Origin of the sequence: Synechococcus sp. Cruz-7E5, assembly GCF_024345995.1 — a bacterium.
In the GTDB taxonomy this organism is placed as follows: Bacteria; Cyanobacteriota; Cyanobacteriia; order PCC-6307; family Cyanobiaceae; genus Regnicoccus_A.
In genome coordinates, this window is the sequence record NZ_JAGQCE010000005.1 from 85,873 (window position 1) to 102,407 (window position 16,535).

The window sequence follows — 16,535 nt, forward strand, 5'->3', positions numbered from 1 at the left end:
CGTGACACTACTTGTATGTGCTCGGCCCCTGGATCACCCCTTGGACCCGTTTGAGGACCTCCCCATAGGCCTCAATCACCCCGCCGAGGTCCTGGCGGAAGCGGTCCTTGTCCAGGATGCGCTCCTTGGCGTCGGCCACGTCGAGGTTCCAGAGGCGGCAGGTGTCGGGACTGATCTCATCGGCCACCACCAACTGGCCGTCGGCCGTAAAACCCAGCTCGAGCTTGAAGTCGACAAGCTGCAGTCCGATGCCGGCAAACAGCTCCAGCAGCAGCGTGTTGACCTGACGGGCCAGAGCTTCCAGCTCCAGGCGCTCCTGGCTGCTCACCAGAGCCAGCCGCTCCAGCCGGGCCTCGCTCAGGAAGGGATCCGCGTAGGCGTCATCTTTGTAATACAGGTCGAGAAGCGGTGGAACCAGCGGTACTCCTGGCGCAATCGGCATCTGCTTGCACAGCGATCCGGCCGCCAGGTTGCGAATCACCACCTCCAGCGGGATCACCCGCACCGGCCGCACCAGCATCCAGCGCAGGCCTTGCACCCCCAGGTAGTGGGTGGGCACCCCCGAGCGCTGAAGGTGCTCGAACAGCAGGGCAGAGATGCGGCAGTTCAGGGCACCCTTCCCCTCCAGCTCGGCCTTCTTGAGGGCGTTGAAGGCGGTCGCTTCGTCTTTGAACTCCACGGCCAGCAGGTCAGGCTGATCGGTCTGGAAGACCCGCTTGGCCTTGCCTTCGTAGAGGAGTGGGCCCAGCTGAAACGCGGTCATGGGGTGGTGGGCTCGGCGGAATCGGGGGCGGATGGGGTCACTGGCTCCTGGGGCTCTTGGGGCTCCTGGGTGGCCGGCTGAGCTGCAGAGGGCGCATGGCCTCCCTGCTCACGCGGAGAGCGAAGGCGCCGCTCCAAGACTGTGTTGCGCTCAGCCTCAGAGGGATCATCGCGCTGCAGCAGCCATTCGGCGTAGGCGTCATCGATGCGGCGACTGAGGCGCAACCGCCTCTGCCGAGCTGGTTCCGGATCGCCCCCTTCGAGCCGCTGCAGGGCCTGCTGGTCATCAAGCAACTGGGCCGCCAGACCCCAGGCCCCAGCGACGGCGGCCTGATCAAGGGCCATCTCCAGCAGGGCGTTGCGCTGGGCCAGCGGAAGGTCGTCGAGCAGCGCAGCCGCCAACTTCAGCCGCTCAGCCCCCACCACACCAGGCAAGCGCCCGGCCAGCAACACTTCAGCCGCTTCCTGCCGGCGGCCCATCGCCGCCAGGTGGGAGGCGAGCACGTCGAGCGCCGAGCGGGTATCCAGGCTGCCGTCATCCCGCAACCGCACCGGCAGCGCCATGGTCTCCAGGAGGCTGCGCTCCCCGGCACTCAGCCGTCGCAGGGCTTCAGCGGCCCGGCGATGGTTCAGGCCTGCATTCGCCGCCCGCCACTGCAGGGTCAGCCACTGCTGCCGCTCCAGCCCAGGACCAGGCCCATAGCGATCCAGCACCGACAGGGCTGCCTCCGGCGCCAGGCAACTGATCAGGGCATTGGCATTGGCGAGCACGACCGGCAGGGGCTGGGGAGCGGGGCGCAGGGCCACCAGCCGGTCCTTGAGTTGGCGGAGCCGCACGGGCAGATCAAACCGGGCCGCGTCCTGGCAGGCCTGCTCCAGAACCGCCAGCTGATCGGATGCCAGAGCGGCTGCAAACACCTGCTCGTCCATCGGCAGAGGCAGCACTGGCTCTGGAGATGGCTCTGGCAATGGCTCTTGCAGCAAAACCGGCTGTGGTTGGGCACGAGCGCCAACGCAGACGCCTGCGCAGAGGAACAGCAGCGTCAGCAGACCTGCCGCTCGCCCACCCCGGCGGGCCAGGGCACGGCACACCCGCGGTGCAGCGGGAACCACCGGCAAGTAAAGAAGGAATGACACGGCTGGCGGTCCACCAGAGGGCAACCTAAGGGAACCGATTGGCCACATCCGCCGCTCCGGCCCCATGACAGCTTCGGTCCCGTTCCCACCCTCCGCCGCCTCCGAGGCCAGCTTGCAGCGGCTGCTGGTGGTGGGCTCAGGCGGCCGTGAAAATGCCCTGGCCTGGGCACTGGCACGGTGCCCCGGAGTGGAGGGTGTCTGGGTGGCTCCGGGCAATGGAGGCACGACCCAGCTGGAGGGATGTGAGGCCCTGGCCATCAGCGAGTCCGACCAGGAGGGCCTGCTGCGCGCAGCCCTGGAGCTGGGGGTGACCCTGGTGGTGGTCGGCCCTGAGGGACCTCTCGCCGACGGTCTGGCCGATCGCCTGCGGGCCGGGGGCCTGGCGGTGTTCGGGCCGGGGGCCGACGGCGCCCGGCTCGAAGCCAGCAAACAGTGGGCCAAGGCGCTGATGCTGGAGGCGGGAGTGCCCACCGCGGGTTACTGGGCCGCCTCAAGCCGCAGCGAAGCCCTGGCGGTGCTGGAGCGGGAGGGTAGGCCCCTGGTGGTGAAGGCCGATGGCCTGGCGGCCGGGAAGGGGGTCACAGTGGCCGAGAGCATTGAGGACACCCGCGCCGCTATCGAAGACATTTTCGCTGGACGCTTCGGAGAGGCCGGCCAGAGCCTGGTGCTGGAGGAGCGGCTGAGCGGTCCTGAGGTGTCGGTGTTTGCCCTCACCGATGGTCGGACGATGGTGCTGCTGCCACCGGCCCAGGATCACAAGCGCATCGGGGAGGGAGACACCGGGCCCAACACTGGCGGCATGGGGGCCTATGCCCCTGCTCCCCTGCTCGATGCCGCCGCACTGGAGCATGTCCGCCAGGTGGTGCTCGAACCCACCCTGGAGGCCCTGCGCCAGCGGGGCATCGACTACCGGGGCGTGATTTACGCCGGGCTGATGCTCAGCGACGACGGCGCCAGGGTGATCGAGTTCAACTGCCGCTTCGGCGATCCCGAATGCCAGACCCTGATGCCCCTGCTGGGCGGGGAACTGGCAGCGGTGCTGCTGGCCTGCGCCCAGGGAAGCCTGGATCAGGCGCCGCCCCTGACGATCGCCGGGGGCTGCAGCGCCTGTGTGGTGGCTGCCGCCGAGGGCTACCCCGGTGAGGTGCGCCGGGGGGATGCGATCCACACCCAGCCGCTGACCACGCCCCAGCGACAGCTCTTCCATGCCGGCAGCCGCCTGGAGGAGTCGGGCACCTGCGTGACCGCAGGTGGCCGGGTACTGGCGGTGGTGGCGCAGGCAGGGGATTTCGATGCGGCCTTCGCCAGTGCCTACGCCGGCCTTGATCAGGTGCATTACGAAGGCATCACCTTTCGCCGAGACATCGGCCACCAGGTCCGGCGCCCCTAGGGTGCCAGAGCAGCTTCGCTTCCAGGCGTGAACGACGCCTTGCCGTCCTCGACCCCCAGCCCCGACAGCGTCGGCGGCATACCTTTGCCCCCTGGCTGGTGGGAGCAACTCAAGCTCTGGTGGGCGGAGTTCAGCCTCCAGACCAAGCTGCTGGCGGTGGCCACCCTGGTGGTCAGCCTGATGATGACCGGCATCACCTTCATTGCGCTCAATGGCATCCAGAGGGATGCGCGCATGAGCGACACCCGTTTCGCCCGGGATCTGGGCCTGCTGCTCTCGGCCAATGTGACGCCGCTGGTGGCGGAAGGGCATGACCGGGAACTGGCGGCGGTGGCTGAACGCTTCTGGCGCTCCAGCCGCAGCCTGCGCTACATCTTTTTCGCCGATCCAGAAGGGGTGATCTATCTCGGGATTCCGATCAGCGCCACCAACGGCGGCAGCGAGCTGCTGCTGAGCCGTCGCCTGGAACTGCCCGCCGAACTGCAGCGCCGCCCCCAGAATCCCCTGATCCGGCAACACCTCAGCCCCGATGGCCAGGTGACCGATGTGTTCGTGCCGATGGTGAGCGAGGGGCGCTATCTGGGTGTGCTTGCCCTTGGCATCAACCCCAACGAAGCGGTGCTTGCCAGCGCGGCCCTCACCCGGGAGGTGACCGTGGCGGTGTTCATCTCGATCTGGGTGCTTGTGATCCTGGGGGCGGTGTTCAATGCCCTCACGATCACCCGCCCGGTGAAGGAATTGCTGCGGGGTGTGCGCGCGATTGCCGGTGGCGATTTCGAGGCCCGCATCGCCCTGCCCGTGGGCGGAGAGTTGGGAGAGCTTCTCAATGGCTTCAACGACATGGCCTCCCAGTTGGAGGTCTACGACGCCGCCAACATCGAGGAACTCACCGCCGCACAGGTGAAGCAGCAGACCCTTATAGCCACCATGGCGGATGGCGCGGCCCTGCTTGATGGCGAAGGGCGGATCGTCCTGGTCAATCCCACCGCCAGGCGGCTGTTCCGCTGGGAAGGCCGCAACCTCGAAGGCAACGAACTGGGCAGTGAACTGCCCGATGTGCTGGCGATGGAGCTGCAGGGACCGTTGGACTCCCTGGTATGTGGGGAAAAGGACAGCGCCGATGTGCGCTGCAGTTTCGGGGAGCCGCCGCGCACCCTGCGGATCGTTCTGCAAACCGTCAAAGATGCCTCGGGGGAAAGCCTGAAGGGCATTGCCATGACCGTGCAGGACCTGACTCGAGAGGTCGAACTCAACGCTGCCCAGAGCCGCTTCATCAGCAATGTGTCCCATGAGCTGCGCACCCCGCTGTTCAACATCAAGAGCTACGTCGAAACTCTGCACGACCTGCGCGATCAGCTGAGCGAGGAAGAAACCCAGGAATTCCTGGCGATCGCCAACGCCGAGACCGACCGCCTCACCAGGCTTGTGAACGACGTGCTCGATCTCTCGCGGCTGGAGTCCGACCGCACCTGGATGCTGGAGCCGATGGAGGTGCGCCCTGCCATGGAGCAGACCCTGCGCAACTACCGCCTCAACGCCGAGGAGAAGGGGGTGAAGCTGGAGCTGGAGGTGGATGCTCAGCTGCCCAGGGTGCGGGGCAACTGGGATCTGCTGTTGCAGGTTCTCGATAACCTCGTGGGCAACGGGCTCAAGTTCACCCAGGCCGGTGGCAGCCTGATGCTGAGGGCCTATCCCTGGCCCGACTCCTGCCATTTTGATCCCTCCAACCAACCAGCCAGTGATGCCCCGAGCTGTGAACTCAGCTCACCCCTGCCGCGGCTGCGGGTCGAGATCGCTGACTCGGGCGCAGGCATTTCCCGAGAGGACCAGCACCGCATCTTTGAACGCTTCTACCGGGTGGAGAATGCGGTTCATACCGAGGCTGGCACCGGGCTTGGTCTTTCAATCGTGCGTGGCATCCTCGAGAAACACGGCACGGACATCCAGATGGCAAGCGAGCCTGGGGTAGGCACCACTTTCTGGTTCGACCTGCCCCTGGAGCAGGCCGACAGCGATGAGCTCATGGTGGAAGGGGAGCGGCGCTCCCAGAAATCCCGTCAGGCTGAGCCGTATCTGGCCGAGGTCTAGTCGGCTCTAGAACGAGACCTCGCCATCGATGCCGCGGGCGATGCGCGAGAGCTCCGCTCGCTCGTCGGTGGTGACCCGGTGGGGAACGCCACTGATGATGCGCTCGAAGTTGGCGAAGGAATCTTTGATTTCCGGGCCAGTTCCAGTGATCACGAATTCACGGATTCCTTTGTCATGCCAAGAGCCACGCATCTTGAACACATTGATGGCCCGGGCCATCTCACCACGGATTTCGACATACTGAAGCAAAATGATGGTGTCAGTGATCGTGGAGATGTGGGAGTCAGTGATGGAGTGACTGCCCATAAACTCCTCCGAAGTGTTGGTGAAAAAGCCGGCAATCTCCTCCTGCTTGGCATAGCCTGTAACCCCAATCACGAATTGCCTGAAGGCATTGTGGCTGACCCCCCTGGAAAGGGCTGAGAGGGAATCGATTGCCATCCGTGCCGGCTTGAACTGAGCGATCTCCGTTTTGATGATCTGAAGGTGGTCTTCAAGACCTGTGGATTCAGGGTAAGCGCAGATAATCTTGAGCATTCCATCCTGCTCCATCTGCTCGAAATCGATTCCCCAGCTGGTGGCATTGCGCAGCAACTGGGCCCGCGACTCCTCATAGGCGAAGAGGATCGCACGTTCCTTGTTGTTGTAGGCATCTTCGACGAACTTACTCACCAGCAACGTTTTGCCCGTGCCGGTGGCACCCGTCGCAAGGATGATCGAATCTTTGAAGAAGCCGCCGCCGCACATTTCGTCGAGTCGCGGCACCCCTGAGCTGATGCGCACATTCGAAGAGCGCTGAGTGAGCTGCATCGCCCCAAGTGGGAAGATGGCGACCCCGTGGGCTCCCATGGTGAACGGAAACTCGCCCTTCATGTGGGTCGTGCCGCGCAGCTTGAGAATTTCCACGGTGCGTCGTCGACGTTCGCCTTCAAGCACGTTGCGCAAGATAATCACATTATCGGAGACAAATTCCTCCACGCCGTAGCGGGCAATTGGGCCATATTCATCAATTCGCTCGGTAGTCATCACAGTGGTGACACCAATTTCCTTCAGCCTGGCGATCAGGCGAAAGATCTCACGGCGCACCACCGAAACGGCGTCGTACTGCTGAAAAACAGCAGTGATCGAATCAATGGCCACTCGCTTGGCCTTGTACTTACGAATGGCGTAGTTAATCCTCTCGATCAAGCCAGACAGGTCAAAATTACCTGCCACATCCTGGCCATCCGGGTCGGGGGAGGCATCCAGAATGAAGAGTTTATCCTGATTCACCAGTTCCTGCAGATTCCAGCCAAAGCTGGAGGCATTACGGATGATGTCGAGGGGAGACTCCTCAAAGGTCACGAAAATCCCAGGCTCGTCAAAGTGACGGATGCCGTTGTGGAGAAAATGAAGGGAAAAAACCGTCTTTCCCGTGCCCGAAGTGCCACTGATCAGCGTGGAGCGCCCGATCGGCAAGCCCCCCTGACAGATGTCATCAAGGCCTTCCACACCTGTGGGCAGCTTCTGCAACCTCATGCTGGGCTGGCTGACGGCATCGAAATCCTGCATAGGGCGTTTGACCTAGACCCAGAATCTAGGTCCCAGTCCGGCACAGAACAAAAAAGGAAGGGGTGATCTAAAGAATTCAGATGTCATCAGAATCAGACATCATCTCATCGGAGATCTGATGGTCAGTGAGTTCATCATAAAGCAGGTCGAGACCGATCAACACCCGTTCGCGATCGGAGAGATCGCCAATGATCCGACGCACTGGTGGCGGCAGTATCTTGGCCAGTGTGGGGGTCGCCAGGATCTTATCTTCTTCGGCCAGCTGTGGATTCTTGAGAACGTCAATCACCTTGAGGGCGTAGACCCCCTTGAACTCCTGCTCAAGAATCAAGCGTAGCGTTTTGAGAGCCCGCATCGAATTTGGGGTGTTGCCAGCAACGTAAAGCTTGAGGATGTAGGTTTTCTGTGGACTCATGATTGCACCTGGGATGCGGTGATGACCTTGCCGACCATTCCGCCGACCATTCCATCGTTGACCTTGACTGACGTCTCTGGGGGGAGTGAGCGTCGGTACATTTCACAGAGATGGGCCATGACATCAAGCAAGGCAAGGCGATAGTCCTTGAGAAAATCCTGCCTGTGGCCTTCCAGTTGCAGTTTTTTCCAGAATTCGTCAATCATATCCATGTGGATTTCCACTGTTTTGGTAATGGGTAGATCACTGAAGAAAGCCGTATTCACGAAGCTTTCCAAGGCTTTATTGGCTGCTGTCTGATCATGAAAATAGCTGATCAGCAGATCCCGATAGGTTCTCCGCAGGGAACGCAGAAGCACTTTCCGCTCAGCCGCAGGGAGGTTGCGCAGAAAGCGGGAGGAATCACGCTTGTAGAACACCCCCAGGTAGCCAAGCCTTTCGCGAAGGCGATGGGGCAGCCTCCAGTTGGATTGGTCACTCTCCCCAGCGTGGGAATCGCTGGCCTCGAGGTCATCCCCCGATCCTGGTGAACTTCTACGGCGCAGGCAGCGGGAAATGGCCGCATCGAGGCTGTAGCTGAGCTGCTCCATCTGGTCGGGAGGGAGATGGACTTCGTCCTTGAAGTACTCCATTTGGCCGCTGATCGGCCCCAACACCACCGCCGGCAGGATCATGCCCTGGGCCCGCAGCCGCTGAAAAGCCTCAACGGAGAGCACCCCAGGCTCGAGCAGGACCGCATCGAACTGATCCCAGCAGCGCTCCAGCTCGGCTGCAGGATTCTGCCGCAGGCCCAGCTCCATGAGCTCATAGCGACCCTGCGGCAACCAGGTGCTGCAGGCCTGGCGCAACGGCTCATCGCGGATCAGCGAGGCCACGGTGAGCGCCGGCTGGGTCATGGGGAGAGAAACGGCGGCAGCGGTTGACAGACCTTAGTGTTGACGACTCGGCAGGCAAAGAGAGATGATCGTTCGTTGTTGATCGATTGGTTGTGCGAGAGGCCTGAAACAGTGGTGAGTTGGAAGCGGCGAAGGTCTCCCCAACTCCCACTGGCCTGTCCACGCCCCCTGAGCCCATGAGTCCAGCCACCGAGAGCCCAGCCATCGCAGTGGAAAGTTCCACTGCCGTAGCCCCGGGAGCCGACCTGTACGCGATCGCCGAAGCCTCCGGCCAGCAATTCTGGTTCCAGCCAAACCGCTACTACGACCTCGACCGCATCGCCGCCGAGGTGGATGAGACAGTCACCTTGGAGAACGTGCTGCTGATCCGCGATGGACAGGCCACCAACCTGGGCCACCCCTATGTCAATGGCGCCACCATCGAGCTCAAGGTGATGGCCCATCGACGCGGTCCGAAGATCCTGGTGTACAAGATGCGCCCGAAAAAGAAAACCCGCCGCAAGAACGGGCACCGTCAGGAGCTCACCCGGGTGATGGTCCAGTCAATCAACGTCAACGGAAAACCGATCGACTGAGCGTCAGAGCTCCGGCCCATTTAAGAGACCCTCCCAACAGCTTCCCCCATGGCACACAAGAAAGGCACAGGCTCCACACGCAACGGACGTGACTCCAATTCCAAGCGCCTCGGCGTCAAGCGCTACGGCGGAGAAACCGTCACAGCCGGATCCATCCTCGTGCGCCAGCGCGGTACCTCGGTGATGCCTGGCGTGAATGTTGGGCGCGGCTCCGACGACACCCTTTTCGCCCTCGTGCCGGGTGTGGTGAGCTTCGAGACGATCAAACGCGGTCTGCGCGCCCGCAAGCGCATCCACGTGGCCCAAGCCGCTTGATCCCGATCAGGCAATCCAGTTCTTCCACTTCAGCTCAGTCCATCAACCGGTAGGCCCGGGTGGTGATCAGGTAGGGGTGGAAGACCTCCAGAAACCGGCTCTGCAGGGTTCTAAAGAACATCTCCACCAGTGCTGGATCATCAAAGTGGAAGGGATATTCCCCCGCAAAGCCCTGGAAGAAATACCAGTTCAGCAGGGCAATGGAACCATGCTTCATGCGGGCAGCGAAACGCTCCAGCTGCCCGGCTGGATCGCTCAGATGTTCCAGCACATCCAGGCACACCACCGTATCGAAATGCCGGGGCAGGCCAGGATCCCCCAGGTCCCGGCAGAGCTTCAGTCGATCGCTGAGCCCGAAGCGTTCGGCCCTCTGGGCCACGAAGGCACGGTTATGGGGGTTGAGGTCCACGAACCAGACCTGTTCCACCTCATCCATTGCCGCGGCAGCCAGAGCATGGGTGCCGATGCCACCCCCGAAATCGAGCACGGTTCCACGGGCAAAACGGGTCTGAAGCCGCAGGGTGTCGCCGATGTAGTCCGCACTGCCCAGGTGCCAGGCAGCCAGCTCCAGCAGATGTCCGGTACCCACGGTCTGCTCGTAGAACGCCTCCACCCGCTGCGGATCGAAACCCAGCCCACCGGGATGCAGAGAGGCCAGATCCGCGCAACTGCGCGGCAGGCGCTCCTCCAGCTGGTCAGGAGTCAGGCCCAGATAGGAAGCCAGCTGCTGGCGCAAGGCAAATCCATCGCCAAGAAAGGACTCAAGATCAAGTCCCTCACGCACCGCACCGCCCCCACAGTCCAGGGTCGCGACTGGGCCGGGCAGGGGGCTCACTCCTTCAGGCAAATGACACGCTTCTGAAACTGGAGGCAGGTTACGGCGAGCCCAGATCCTCCAGCTCCGCGCCGGCACCGGGGACCTCCAGCCAACGGCGCAGCCAGGCCACCAGCAGATAGAACGGCAGGGTGTCGAGCAGGGCCGCCACCAGCTTGAACAGGTAGCCGCTGGCGATGAAGCTCCCCAGCTGGGGCAGCACCGCCTCCTCGCCCCGAATGGGGAGCACGTGCGCGGCGTAGTGGCTGATCAGCACCACGGCCGTGGTGTCCACCAGCTGGCTGACGAGGGTGGAGCCGTTGTTGCGCAACCACAGCGCTCGTCCGGCGGTCAGGCGCTTCCAGAAATGAAACAGCCGTACATCCGTGAACTGGGCGGCCAGATAGGCCACCATCGAGGCCCCCACCGCCCCGAAAGCCAGGGATCGCATCTCATAGAACAGCGGCAGGCGCTCACCCGCCAGCGCCAGCGGCAGACCTGCACTGCCCCCATGGCCATCCAGCCCAGGCAGGATCCCCCCCAGCCAAAGAATCAACACGATCCAGCCGTTGAGCAACAGACCCACCCACACCAGTTGACTGGCCTGCCGCTCCCCCCAGATCTCGCTGATCAGGTCGGTGCAGAGGAAGGTGAGTGGATAAGGCAGGGCACCCACAGCCACCACGATCGGCCAGCCACCGATCGAGCCCAGGGTGAGAAAGCGGGTGAGGCCAAGGATGTTGAGCATGCCCATCGTGCCGAGAAAGAGACCGGCCAGCACGAGAAAAGCCAGATCACGGCGCTGCTGCAGGGTCACGGGTGAAGGAGGAAACGGGCGCTCCCCCCAGCCTGCAGGCCAGGGCCCCAGATGCAACAGTGCCTGCCATGACCACGTCCGGCAGCCGCCTCAGCGCTAACCAGTCCCAGGCACCCTGCGGGTTCCTCATTCTCGACAAACCGGCCGGCGTCACCTCCCACGGCTGTGTGGCGCTGGTGCGCCGCCGTTATGGCCTCAAGCGCGTCGGCCATGGCGGCACCCTCGATCCGGCAGTGACCGGTGTGCTGCCGCTGGCGCTGGGGTCAGCCACCCGCCTGCTGCCCTACCTCGACGGCGCCAAGGCCTACCGGGGAGTGATCCAGCTGGGCCTCTGCACCGACAGCGACGACCTCACGGGCGCTGTCCTGGAGCGCAGGCCGCTGCCGCCGCTCAGCCGGCAAGAGCTGGAGGCTGCCCTGAACCCTTTCCGTGGGCCGATCCTGCAACGGCCGCCGCAGGTGTCTGCGGTGCATGTGCAAGGAGAGCGGGCCTACGCCAGAGCCCGGCGCGGCGAGCACTCGGAGCTGCAGGAGCGGGCTGTCACGATCGAGCGGCTGGAGCTGCTCAGCTGGGAGCCCAGCTCGGGCCAACTGGAACTGGAGGTGCGCTGCAGCGCCGGCACCTACATCCGCTCCCTGGCCAGGGACCTGGGCGAGGCCCTCGTCTGCGGCGGGGCCCTCGCCAGGCTTCGCCGCACCGAAGCCCTGGGCTTCACACTCAGCGGTGCCGTGGGCCTGGAGGATCTCGAGGCGGAACCGCCGCCACCGCCCCTTGCCCCCCTGCTTGCCCTGGGCCAGTACCCCGCCTTCACCCTGGAGCCCGGCGATCTGGTGAGTTGGCGCTGTGGGCGACGCCTGGCCGGTCCCGCCCACCTGAGCGAGGACCAGGTGGTGGTGATACTGGATCCGGATGGCAACCTGGCAGGAATGGCCCGGACCGTCCCCGACGGCTGGCTCCAGCCCCGGCTGGTATTGGAGGCCATGGGCTGATCCTCCCTGGGATCCCCCTGCTGCTCCTTGGTTCCCAGCCACGCTCCCACTCTTTTTCAATCGACCCCCCATGGCCGGCCACAGCAAGTGGGCCCAGATCAAACGCCAGAAGGCCGTGGTCGACGCACGGCGCGGGGTGGTCTTCACCCGTCTGGGTCGTGAGATCACGGTAGCGGCCCGCAACGGGGCCGATCCGGCGGGGAACTTCCAGCTGCGCACCGCAATCGACAAGGCCAAGGCTGCCGGCATGCCCAGCACCAACATCGAGCGGGCCATCGCCAAGGGCTCCGGCCAGGGCGGCGGCGAGGCCGATCAGTTCGAGGCGGTCCGCTACGAGGGCTATGGCCCCGGCGGGGTCGCGGTACTGGTGGAGTGCTTCACCGACAACCGCAACCGCACCGCCGCCGACCTGCGCCTGGCCTTCAGCAAGCAGGGGGGAAACCTGGGGGAGAGTGGCTGCGTGGGCTACCTGTTCGAGCAGCAGGGGGTCGTGCGGCTGGAGCCACCGATACCCAGTGAGGAGCGACTGCTCGAGAGCCTGCTGAGCCTGGAGGATCAGGGCGGTCCGCCTGTGCAGGGTTACAGCCTTGAGGGGGAGACCGCCGAGGTGTTCTGCGACTCCACCGACCTGGAGGCCCTGCAGCACCATTTGCGGCAGCTGGGCTGGCCCGTGCACGACTGGGAGTCGCGCTGGGTGTCAGCCATAGCCTGCCGGCTGGAGTGCGAAGACCAGCTGCGTCGCTGCCTGCGCATGCTCGACGCCCTCGAGGATCTCGATGACGTGCGCAGCCTTACCTCCAACCTGGAAGCGGACGCCGAGCTGCTTGATGCCGTGATGGGCTGAGCCCTCAGCCCCCCAGGGCCGGGCGATCGACGATCAGGCGCAGGCCCGGATGGTCCTGCAGCCAGCTGGCCGGCAGCGAGGGCCCCGGAGGCTCCTTCAGCAGCCGCGCCAGGATGCCCGCCTTGGCGGCACCGCTCACCACCAGAAGGATTCTCTCGGCCCCCAGGATCTGCTCCATCCCAAGGGTGATCGCCCCAGCAGGCACCCGGGATGGATCCCCCCCGAAGGCCGCCGCGTTCTGGCGTCGGGTGGCAGTGCTGAGTCTGAGGCTGCGGCTGGGAGCGTCCGGGCCGCAGGGGGGCTCGTTGAAACCCACATGGCCATTGCTGCCCAGCCCCAGCAGTTGTAACCCGATGCCGCCCGCCGTCCAAACGGCATCCGCATATCGGCGGGCCTCGGCGGCTGGATCCGCGGCCAGACCATCCGGGAGCCGCACCCGTCCGGGCTCCAGCCCGAGGGGAACCGCGAGCTGGCGGTCCATCTCCGCCGCGAAGGAGCCACAATCCCCAGGCCCCAGTCCCACATATTCATCAAGGTTGAAGCTGCACCACTGCTGGCGCACGTCACTGAGCTGATCGGCTGGCAGGGCCAGCAGCCGCTCCACCAGGGCGGAGTACACAGGCTCCATGGTGCGGCCGGTGGCCAGACCCAGAGGACGCTTCAATCCGTCGCTGAACTCCTGGTGCAGGAGCTCGGCGACGCGCACAGCGAGGGACGACGGCCGCTCGAAACACTCGAAGCGGTCGGCCAACCAGGCGGGAGAAGCAGGCAGTGGCACTGCAGGCAGGCGTAGGGATCAACCGCTCCGCCGCTGCAGCCGCAGGACCGGTGCTCAGGAGCCTCGCCCGGCGACAGCACCCGACGCCAGGGGACCGGATCCGGCACGCAGCGGCTGCACTTCAACGCCGCGGTAGTAGTGCTGCAGGATCTGCTCGAAGCGGCGGCCCTGCTGGGCGAGCGCATAGGCCCCCCACTGGCTCATGCCCACCCCGTGGCCGAAACCTCGGCCCACGGCGATGATCACCGGCGAGGGTGGAGCCAAGGGTCGGGGAAGGGGTGGTGCCAGCGGCGAACCCATTCCCGTTGGCAACTGGCTGCCGCTGGCCAGGCTCGGTGCGGTGAAGGTGAAGGGGGCAGCCTCGAAGCGCACCAGGGTGCTGCGCAACCCCAGACGGCTGCGCAGCTGGGCACCCGTGAGCACCAGTGCTCCGGTGGGACCGATCACCCGCGCCTGGCGCACCCGGCCGGTGCTCGTGGTGGAGAGGACATCGATGCGGCTGACGCCGCCGATTTCGGCAAAGGCGCTGGCCAGCATCTGGGGGGAGAGGGTTTTCTCCCAGCTGGCCACGGGACTGGAGTTGTCGTAGTCGGGGACACTCACCAGGTAGGGAAGCTGGCGCGACCAGAGATCACCGCTGTTCTCGGTGCTGCCACCGCTGCTGCTGTGGAAGACAGCATTGATCAGGCTGTTGCCGTGCATGAGCACCAGGCCCTGGGTGCTGCGCACCGCTTCACGGGTGGAGGCGGTCTCCGCCTCCAGGCCCTTGTAGGCCTGGCTGGTGACCGTGGAGTGCAGATCGAAGGCGGCCGAGGGTTTGCGGTGGCGCAGGGCGTAGGTGCGAGCCGCCACTGCCTGGGCCCGCAGAGCCTCCAGGGGCCAGCTGGCGGGCATCTCGCTGCCCACCACGCTGGGCAGATAGGTTTCCAGCTCAATGACGTTGATGGCCCGCAGCTTCGAGGCCTCAACCCTCACCTGCAGCCGCCCCCTGTAGCGGCGGTTCTCGATCTGCAGGCTGGCGAGGCCGCCCCGATCGGGAAGGGCCTCCAGCCAGAGTTCGCTGAGGCTGAGTGTGCCGGGGCTGACCCCGGCGGTGGCCGAAGGCTGGGCCTGGATCCGGCCACCGGCCTGGCGCAGGGCCAGGGTGGCTCCGGCAGGCATCCGCAGCAGCTCTCCACCCCTGGCGTCGCGCAGGCGCAGACCACCGCTGCCGGTCACCCGGATCGCCGGCAGATCCAGCAGCAGCACCCGCAGCTGAGGATTGGTGGCACGGCTGGCCATCAGGGGCTCGAGCGCGTCGAGATCCGCCACGTTCTGGGCCACGGCCGGGGCTCCTGCCAACCCAGCTGCCCCAGCCAGCAGCGCCTGGGGCAACAGGGCCGCGGCCAGCAGCAGGGAGCGGATCCGACCGGTGTTGAGATCAGCCATCAACGGCGGCAACCATGCAACGTGCGCGCCATTGTGACCAGCCCATCCCGGCAACGCCAGAGCCCACCCGGACAGAGCCTGACGTGGCAGCATGCGCCAAAGGGTCATCCGGAGTGCAAGTCACCTTCCTGGGCACCAGTTCGGGTGTACCCACCCGTTCCCGCAATGTCTCAGCGGTGGCTCTGCGCTTGCCCCAGCGAGCAGAGCTCTGGCTGTTCGACTGCGGCGAGGGGACCCAGCACCAATTCCTGCGCAGTGATTTGAGGGTGTCGCAGCTCAGGCGCATCTTCATCACCCACATGCACGGCGACCATGTCTTCGGGTTGCCGGGGCTGCTGGCCAGCCTCGGGCTGGCCGGAGCCTGCAGCGGCGTCGACCTCTACGGCCCCGATCCCCTGCGCGACTTCCTCGAAGGCGTGCTGCGCACCTCCTCGACCAGGATCGGCTACCCCCTGCGCACCCACCGGGTCCACAAGGCAGCCCACGCCGGGGCCGTGCTGCTCGACGACGACGACCTGATGGTGCGCTGCACCCCGCTCACCCACCGCATCCCGGCCTACGCCTACCGGGTGGAGCAGAAACCCCGGGCCGGCCGTTTTGATATCGAGAAAGCCCGCGAACTGGGAATCCCGCCAGGGCCGGTCTACGCCGAACTCAAGGCCGGTCGGGAGGTGTGCCTGGAGGACGGAAGGATCATCCGGGGGGAGACCCTATGCGGCCCCGACCGCCCAGGCGTGAGCATGGTGTACTGCACGGACACAGTGTTCTGTGAAGCGGCGGTGGAACTGGCCCGCGGAGCCGATCTGCTCATCCACGAATCCACCTTCGCCCACAGCGAAGCTGAGATGGCCTTCCAGCGTCAACACTCCACCAGCACCATGGCCGCGCAGACAGCGGCGCTCGCTGGCGTGAAGCAACTGGTGCTCACCCATCTCAGTCCGCGCTACGTGGCCGGCAACACCTTCACCCCCGAGGACCTGGTGAACGAAGCCAGGGCGATATTCCCGAACACCCTCGTGGCCAAAGACTTTCTGAGCCTCGAGGTGTGCGCCGGAGGCGACGGCAAGGGTCCGTGAGGAATCGCCTGGCAACGGTGATCGCTGCAACAGTTCTTGATTCCCGGCCGACGGGCCCTTCCCCCGTGATACAAGGTCTCAGGTGCGGTGCCTACCGCCTTTTCGCCGGCTCCCTTCATGGCCTCTCTCGTTCCCACTGCCCTTCGGGCGGTTGCCCGGACCCTGCTGGTTCTGCCCCTGGCGCTTCTGCTCAGTCTTGGCTTCTGCGTGACTGCTGCCCAGGCCGCCCAATGGGACACCGCCACCCTCACGGTGCCCGGTGACCCAGACGGCAACCTGGTCACCTTCAGCGAAGCGGAGATCAAGAGCGGTCGCAAGCTCTTCAACGACAGCTGCGGCACCTGCCACGCCGGCGGCATCACCAAGACCAACTACAACGTGGGACTCGACCCCGAGACTCTCGCCCTGGCCACACCCTCCCGTGACTCGGTGGAGGCCCTGGTGGACTTCATCAAGGATCCAACCTCCTACGACGGGGAGTACAGCATCGCCGACGTCCACCCGAGCATGCGCAGCAGCGACGTGTTCGTGAAAATGCGCGACCTTGACGACGATGACCTGCGAGTGATCGCCGGCTACATCCTGGTGGCCCCGAAGGTGAATGGCGCCCAGTGGGGCGGTGGCAAGGTCTACTTCTGAATCCAGCTGGCTAAGGACAGC

General features: G+C 65.0%; 17 protein-coding genes. 8 read left to right on the forward strand and 9 right to left on the reverse strand.

From position 1 onward, the window contains the following. Window positions 1-7: 7 nt before the first annotated feature. Window positions 8-763: a phosphoribosylaminoimidazolesuccinocarboxamide synthase gene (purC, locus tag KBY77_RS07940; protein WP_255103003.1), complete on the reverse strand. Its 756-nt coding sequence runs from the start codon at window positions 761-763 to the stop codon at window positions 8-10. Beyond that, on the reverse strand, window positions 760-1,899 hold the full coding sequence (locus tag KBY77_RS07945; RefSeq protein WP_255103004.1) for a hypothetical protein: 1,140 nt from the start codon (window positions 1,897-1,899) through the stop codon (window positions 760-762). Before KBY77_RS07945 ends, purC begins: the two co-directional genes overlap by 4 nt. A 64-nt stretch (window positions 1,900-1,963) precedes the next feature. Here KBY77_RS07945 and purD point away from each other — a divergent pair, with 64 nt between their 5' ends. Continuing rightward, a complete protein-coding gene (gene purD / locus KBY77_RS07950; protein WP_255103005.1) occupies window positions 1,964-3,289 on the forward strand; it encodes a phosphoribosylamine--glycine ligase in 1,326 nt (441 codons plus the stop codon). Window positions 3,290-3,373: 84 nt separating this feature from the next. Beyond that, a complete protein-coding gene (locus KBY77_RS07955) occupies window positions 3,374-5,377 on the forward strand; it encodes an ATP-binding protein (protein WP_255103170.1) in 2,004 nt (667 codons plus the stop codon). Window positions 5,378-5,383: 6 nt separating this feature from the next. Here the strand turns inward: KBY77_RS07955 and kaiC are convergent, their stop codons facing one another. From kaiC to KBY77_RS07970, 3 genes are all read right to left on the reverse strand, one after another. Next, complete coding sequence (gene kaiC, locus KBY77_RS07960; RefSeq protein ID WP_255103006.1) at window positions 5,384-6,928, reverse strand: circadian clock protein KaiC; 1,545 nt, start codon at window positions 6,926-6,928, stop codon at window positions 5,384-5,386. A 76-nt stretch (window positions 6,929-7,004) separates the two neighbouring features. Further along, complete coding sequence (gene kaiB / locus KBY77_RS07965; protein WP_255103007.1) at window positions 7,005-7,343, reverse strand: circadian clock protein KaiB; 339 nt, start codon at window positions 7,341-7,343, stop codon at window positions 7,005-7,007. Then, on the reverse strand, window positions 7,340-8,239 hold the full coding sequence (locus KBY77_RS07970; protein WP_255103008.1) for a circadian clock protein KaiA: 900 nt from the start codon (window positions 8,237-8,239) through the stop codon (window positions 7,340-7,342). The genes kaiB and KBY77_RS07970 overlap by 4 nt, the downstream gene beginning before the upstream one ends. Before the next feature lie 176 nt (window positions 8,240-8,415). Here KBY77_RS07970 and rplU point away from each other — a divergent pair, with 176 nt between their 5' ends. Beyond that, window positions 8,416-8,814 (forward strand): 50S ribosomal protein L21, encoded by a 399-nt coding sequence (gene rplU, locus KBY77_RS07975; RefSeq protein ID WP_255103009.1) that lies wholly within the window; start codon window positions 8,416-8,418, stop codon window positions 8,812-8,814. Window positions 8,815-8,862: 48 nt separating this feature from the next. Beyond that, window positions 8,863-9,129, forward strand: coding sequence for a 50S ribosomal protein L27 (rpmA, locus tag KBY77_RS07980; protein WP_094554711.1), 267 nt, complete (start codon window positions 8,863-8,865; stop codon window positions 9,127-9,129). A gap of 34 nt (window positions 9,130-9,163) precedes the next feature. Here rpmA and KBY77_RS07985 read toward each other — a convergent pair whose 3' ends face one another. Together KBY77_RS07985 and KBY77_RS07990 are read right to left on the reverse strand one after the other, a co-directional pair. Next, window positions 9,164-9,955: a bifunctional 2-polyprenyl-6-hydroxyphenol methylase/3-demethylubiquinol 3-O-methyltransferase UbiG gene (locus KBY77_RS07985; protein WP_255103172.1), complete on the reverse strand. Its 792-nt coding sequence runs from the start codon at window positions 9,953-9,955 to the stop codon at window positions 9,164-9,166. A gap of 49 nt (window positions 9,956-10,004) precedes the next feature. Beyond that, window positions 10,005-10,760, reverse strand: a complete 756-nt coding sequence (locus KBY77_RS07990) for a queuosine precursor transporter (RefSeq protein WP_255092532.1) — start codon at window positions 10,758-10,760, stop codon at window positions 10,005-10,007. A gap of 68 nt (window positions 10,761-10,828) precedes the next feature. Between KBY77_RS07990 and truB the strand changes: the two genes are divergently transcribed. Next, window positions 10,829-11,749, forward strand: coding sequence for a tRNA pseudouridine(55) synthase TruB (gene truB / locus KBY77_RS07995; RefSeq protein WP_255103010.1), 921 nt, complete (start codon window positions 10,829-10,831; stop codon window positions 11,747-11,749). A 70-nt stretch (window positions 11,750-11,819) separates the two neighbouring features. Then, window positions 11,820-12,593, forward strand: coding sequence for a YebC/PmpR family DNA-binding transcriptional regulator (locus tag KBY77_RS08000; protein WP_255103011.1), 774 nt, complete (start codon window positions 11,820-11,822; stop codon window positions 12,591-12,593). A gap of 4 nt (window positions 12,594-12,597) precedes the next feature. On the opposite strand, the gene KBY77_RS08005 is transcribed toward KBY77_RS08000, so the two are convergent. After that, window positions 12,598-13,344: a glucosamine-6-phosphate deaminase gene (locus KBY77_RS08005; protein WP_255103012.1), complete on the reverse strand. Its 747-nt coding sequence runs from the start codon at window positions 13,342-13,344 to the stop codon at window positions 12,598-12,600. A gap of 81 nt (window positions 13,345-13,425) precedes the next feature. Continuing rightward, window positions 13,426-14,799, reverse strand: coding sequence for a SpoIID/LytB domain-containing protein (locus tag KBY77_RS08010; RefSeq protein ID WP_255103013.1), 1,374 nt, complete (start codon window positions 14,797-14,799; stop codon window positions 13,426-13,428). 113 nt (window positions 14,800-14,912) lie between these two features. Here KBY77_RS08010 and rnz point away from each other — a divergent pair, with 113 nt between their 5' ends. Continuing rightward, window positions 14,913-15,875 (forward strand): ribonuclease Z, encoded by a 963-nt coding sequence (rnz, locus tag KBY77_RS08015; protein ID WP_255103014.1) that lies wholly within the window; start codon window positions 14,913-14,915, stop codon window positions 15,873-15,875. Between the two features lie 117 nt (window positions 15,876-15,992). Beyond that, on the forward strand, window positions 15,993-16,514 hold the full coding sequence (gene psbV / locus KBY77_RS08020) for a photosystem II cytochrome c-550 (RefSeq protein ID WP_255103015.1): 522 nt from the start codon (window positions 15,993-15,995) through the stop codon (window positions 16,512-16,514). Window positions 16,515-16,535 lie beyond the last annotated feature (21 nt).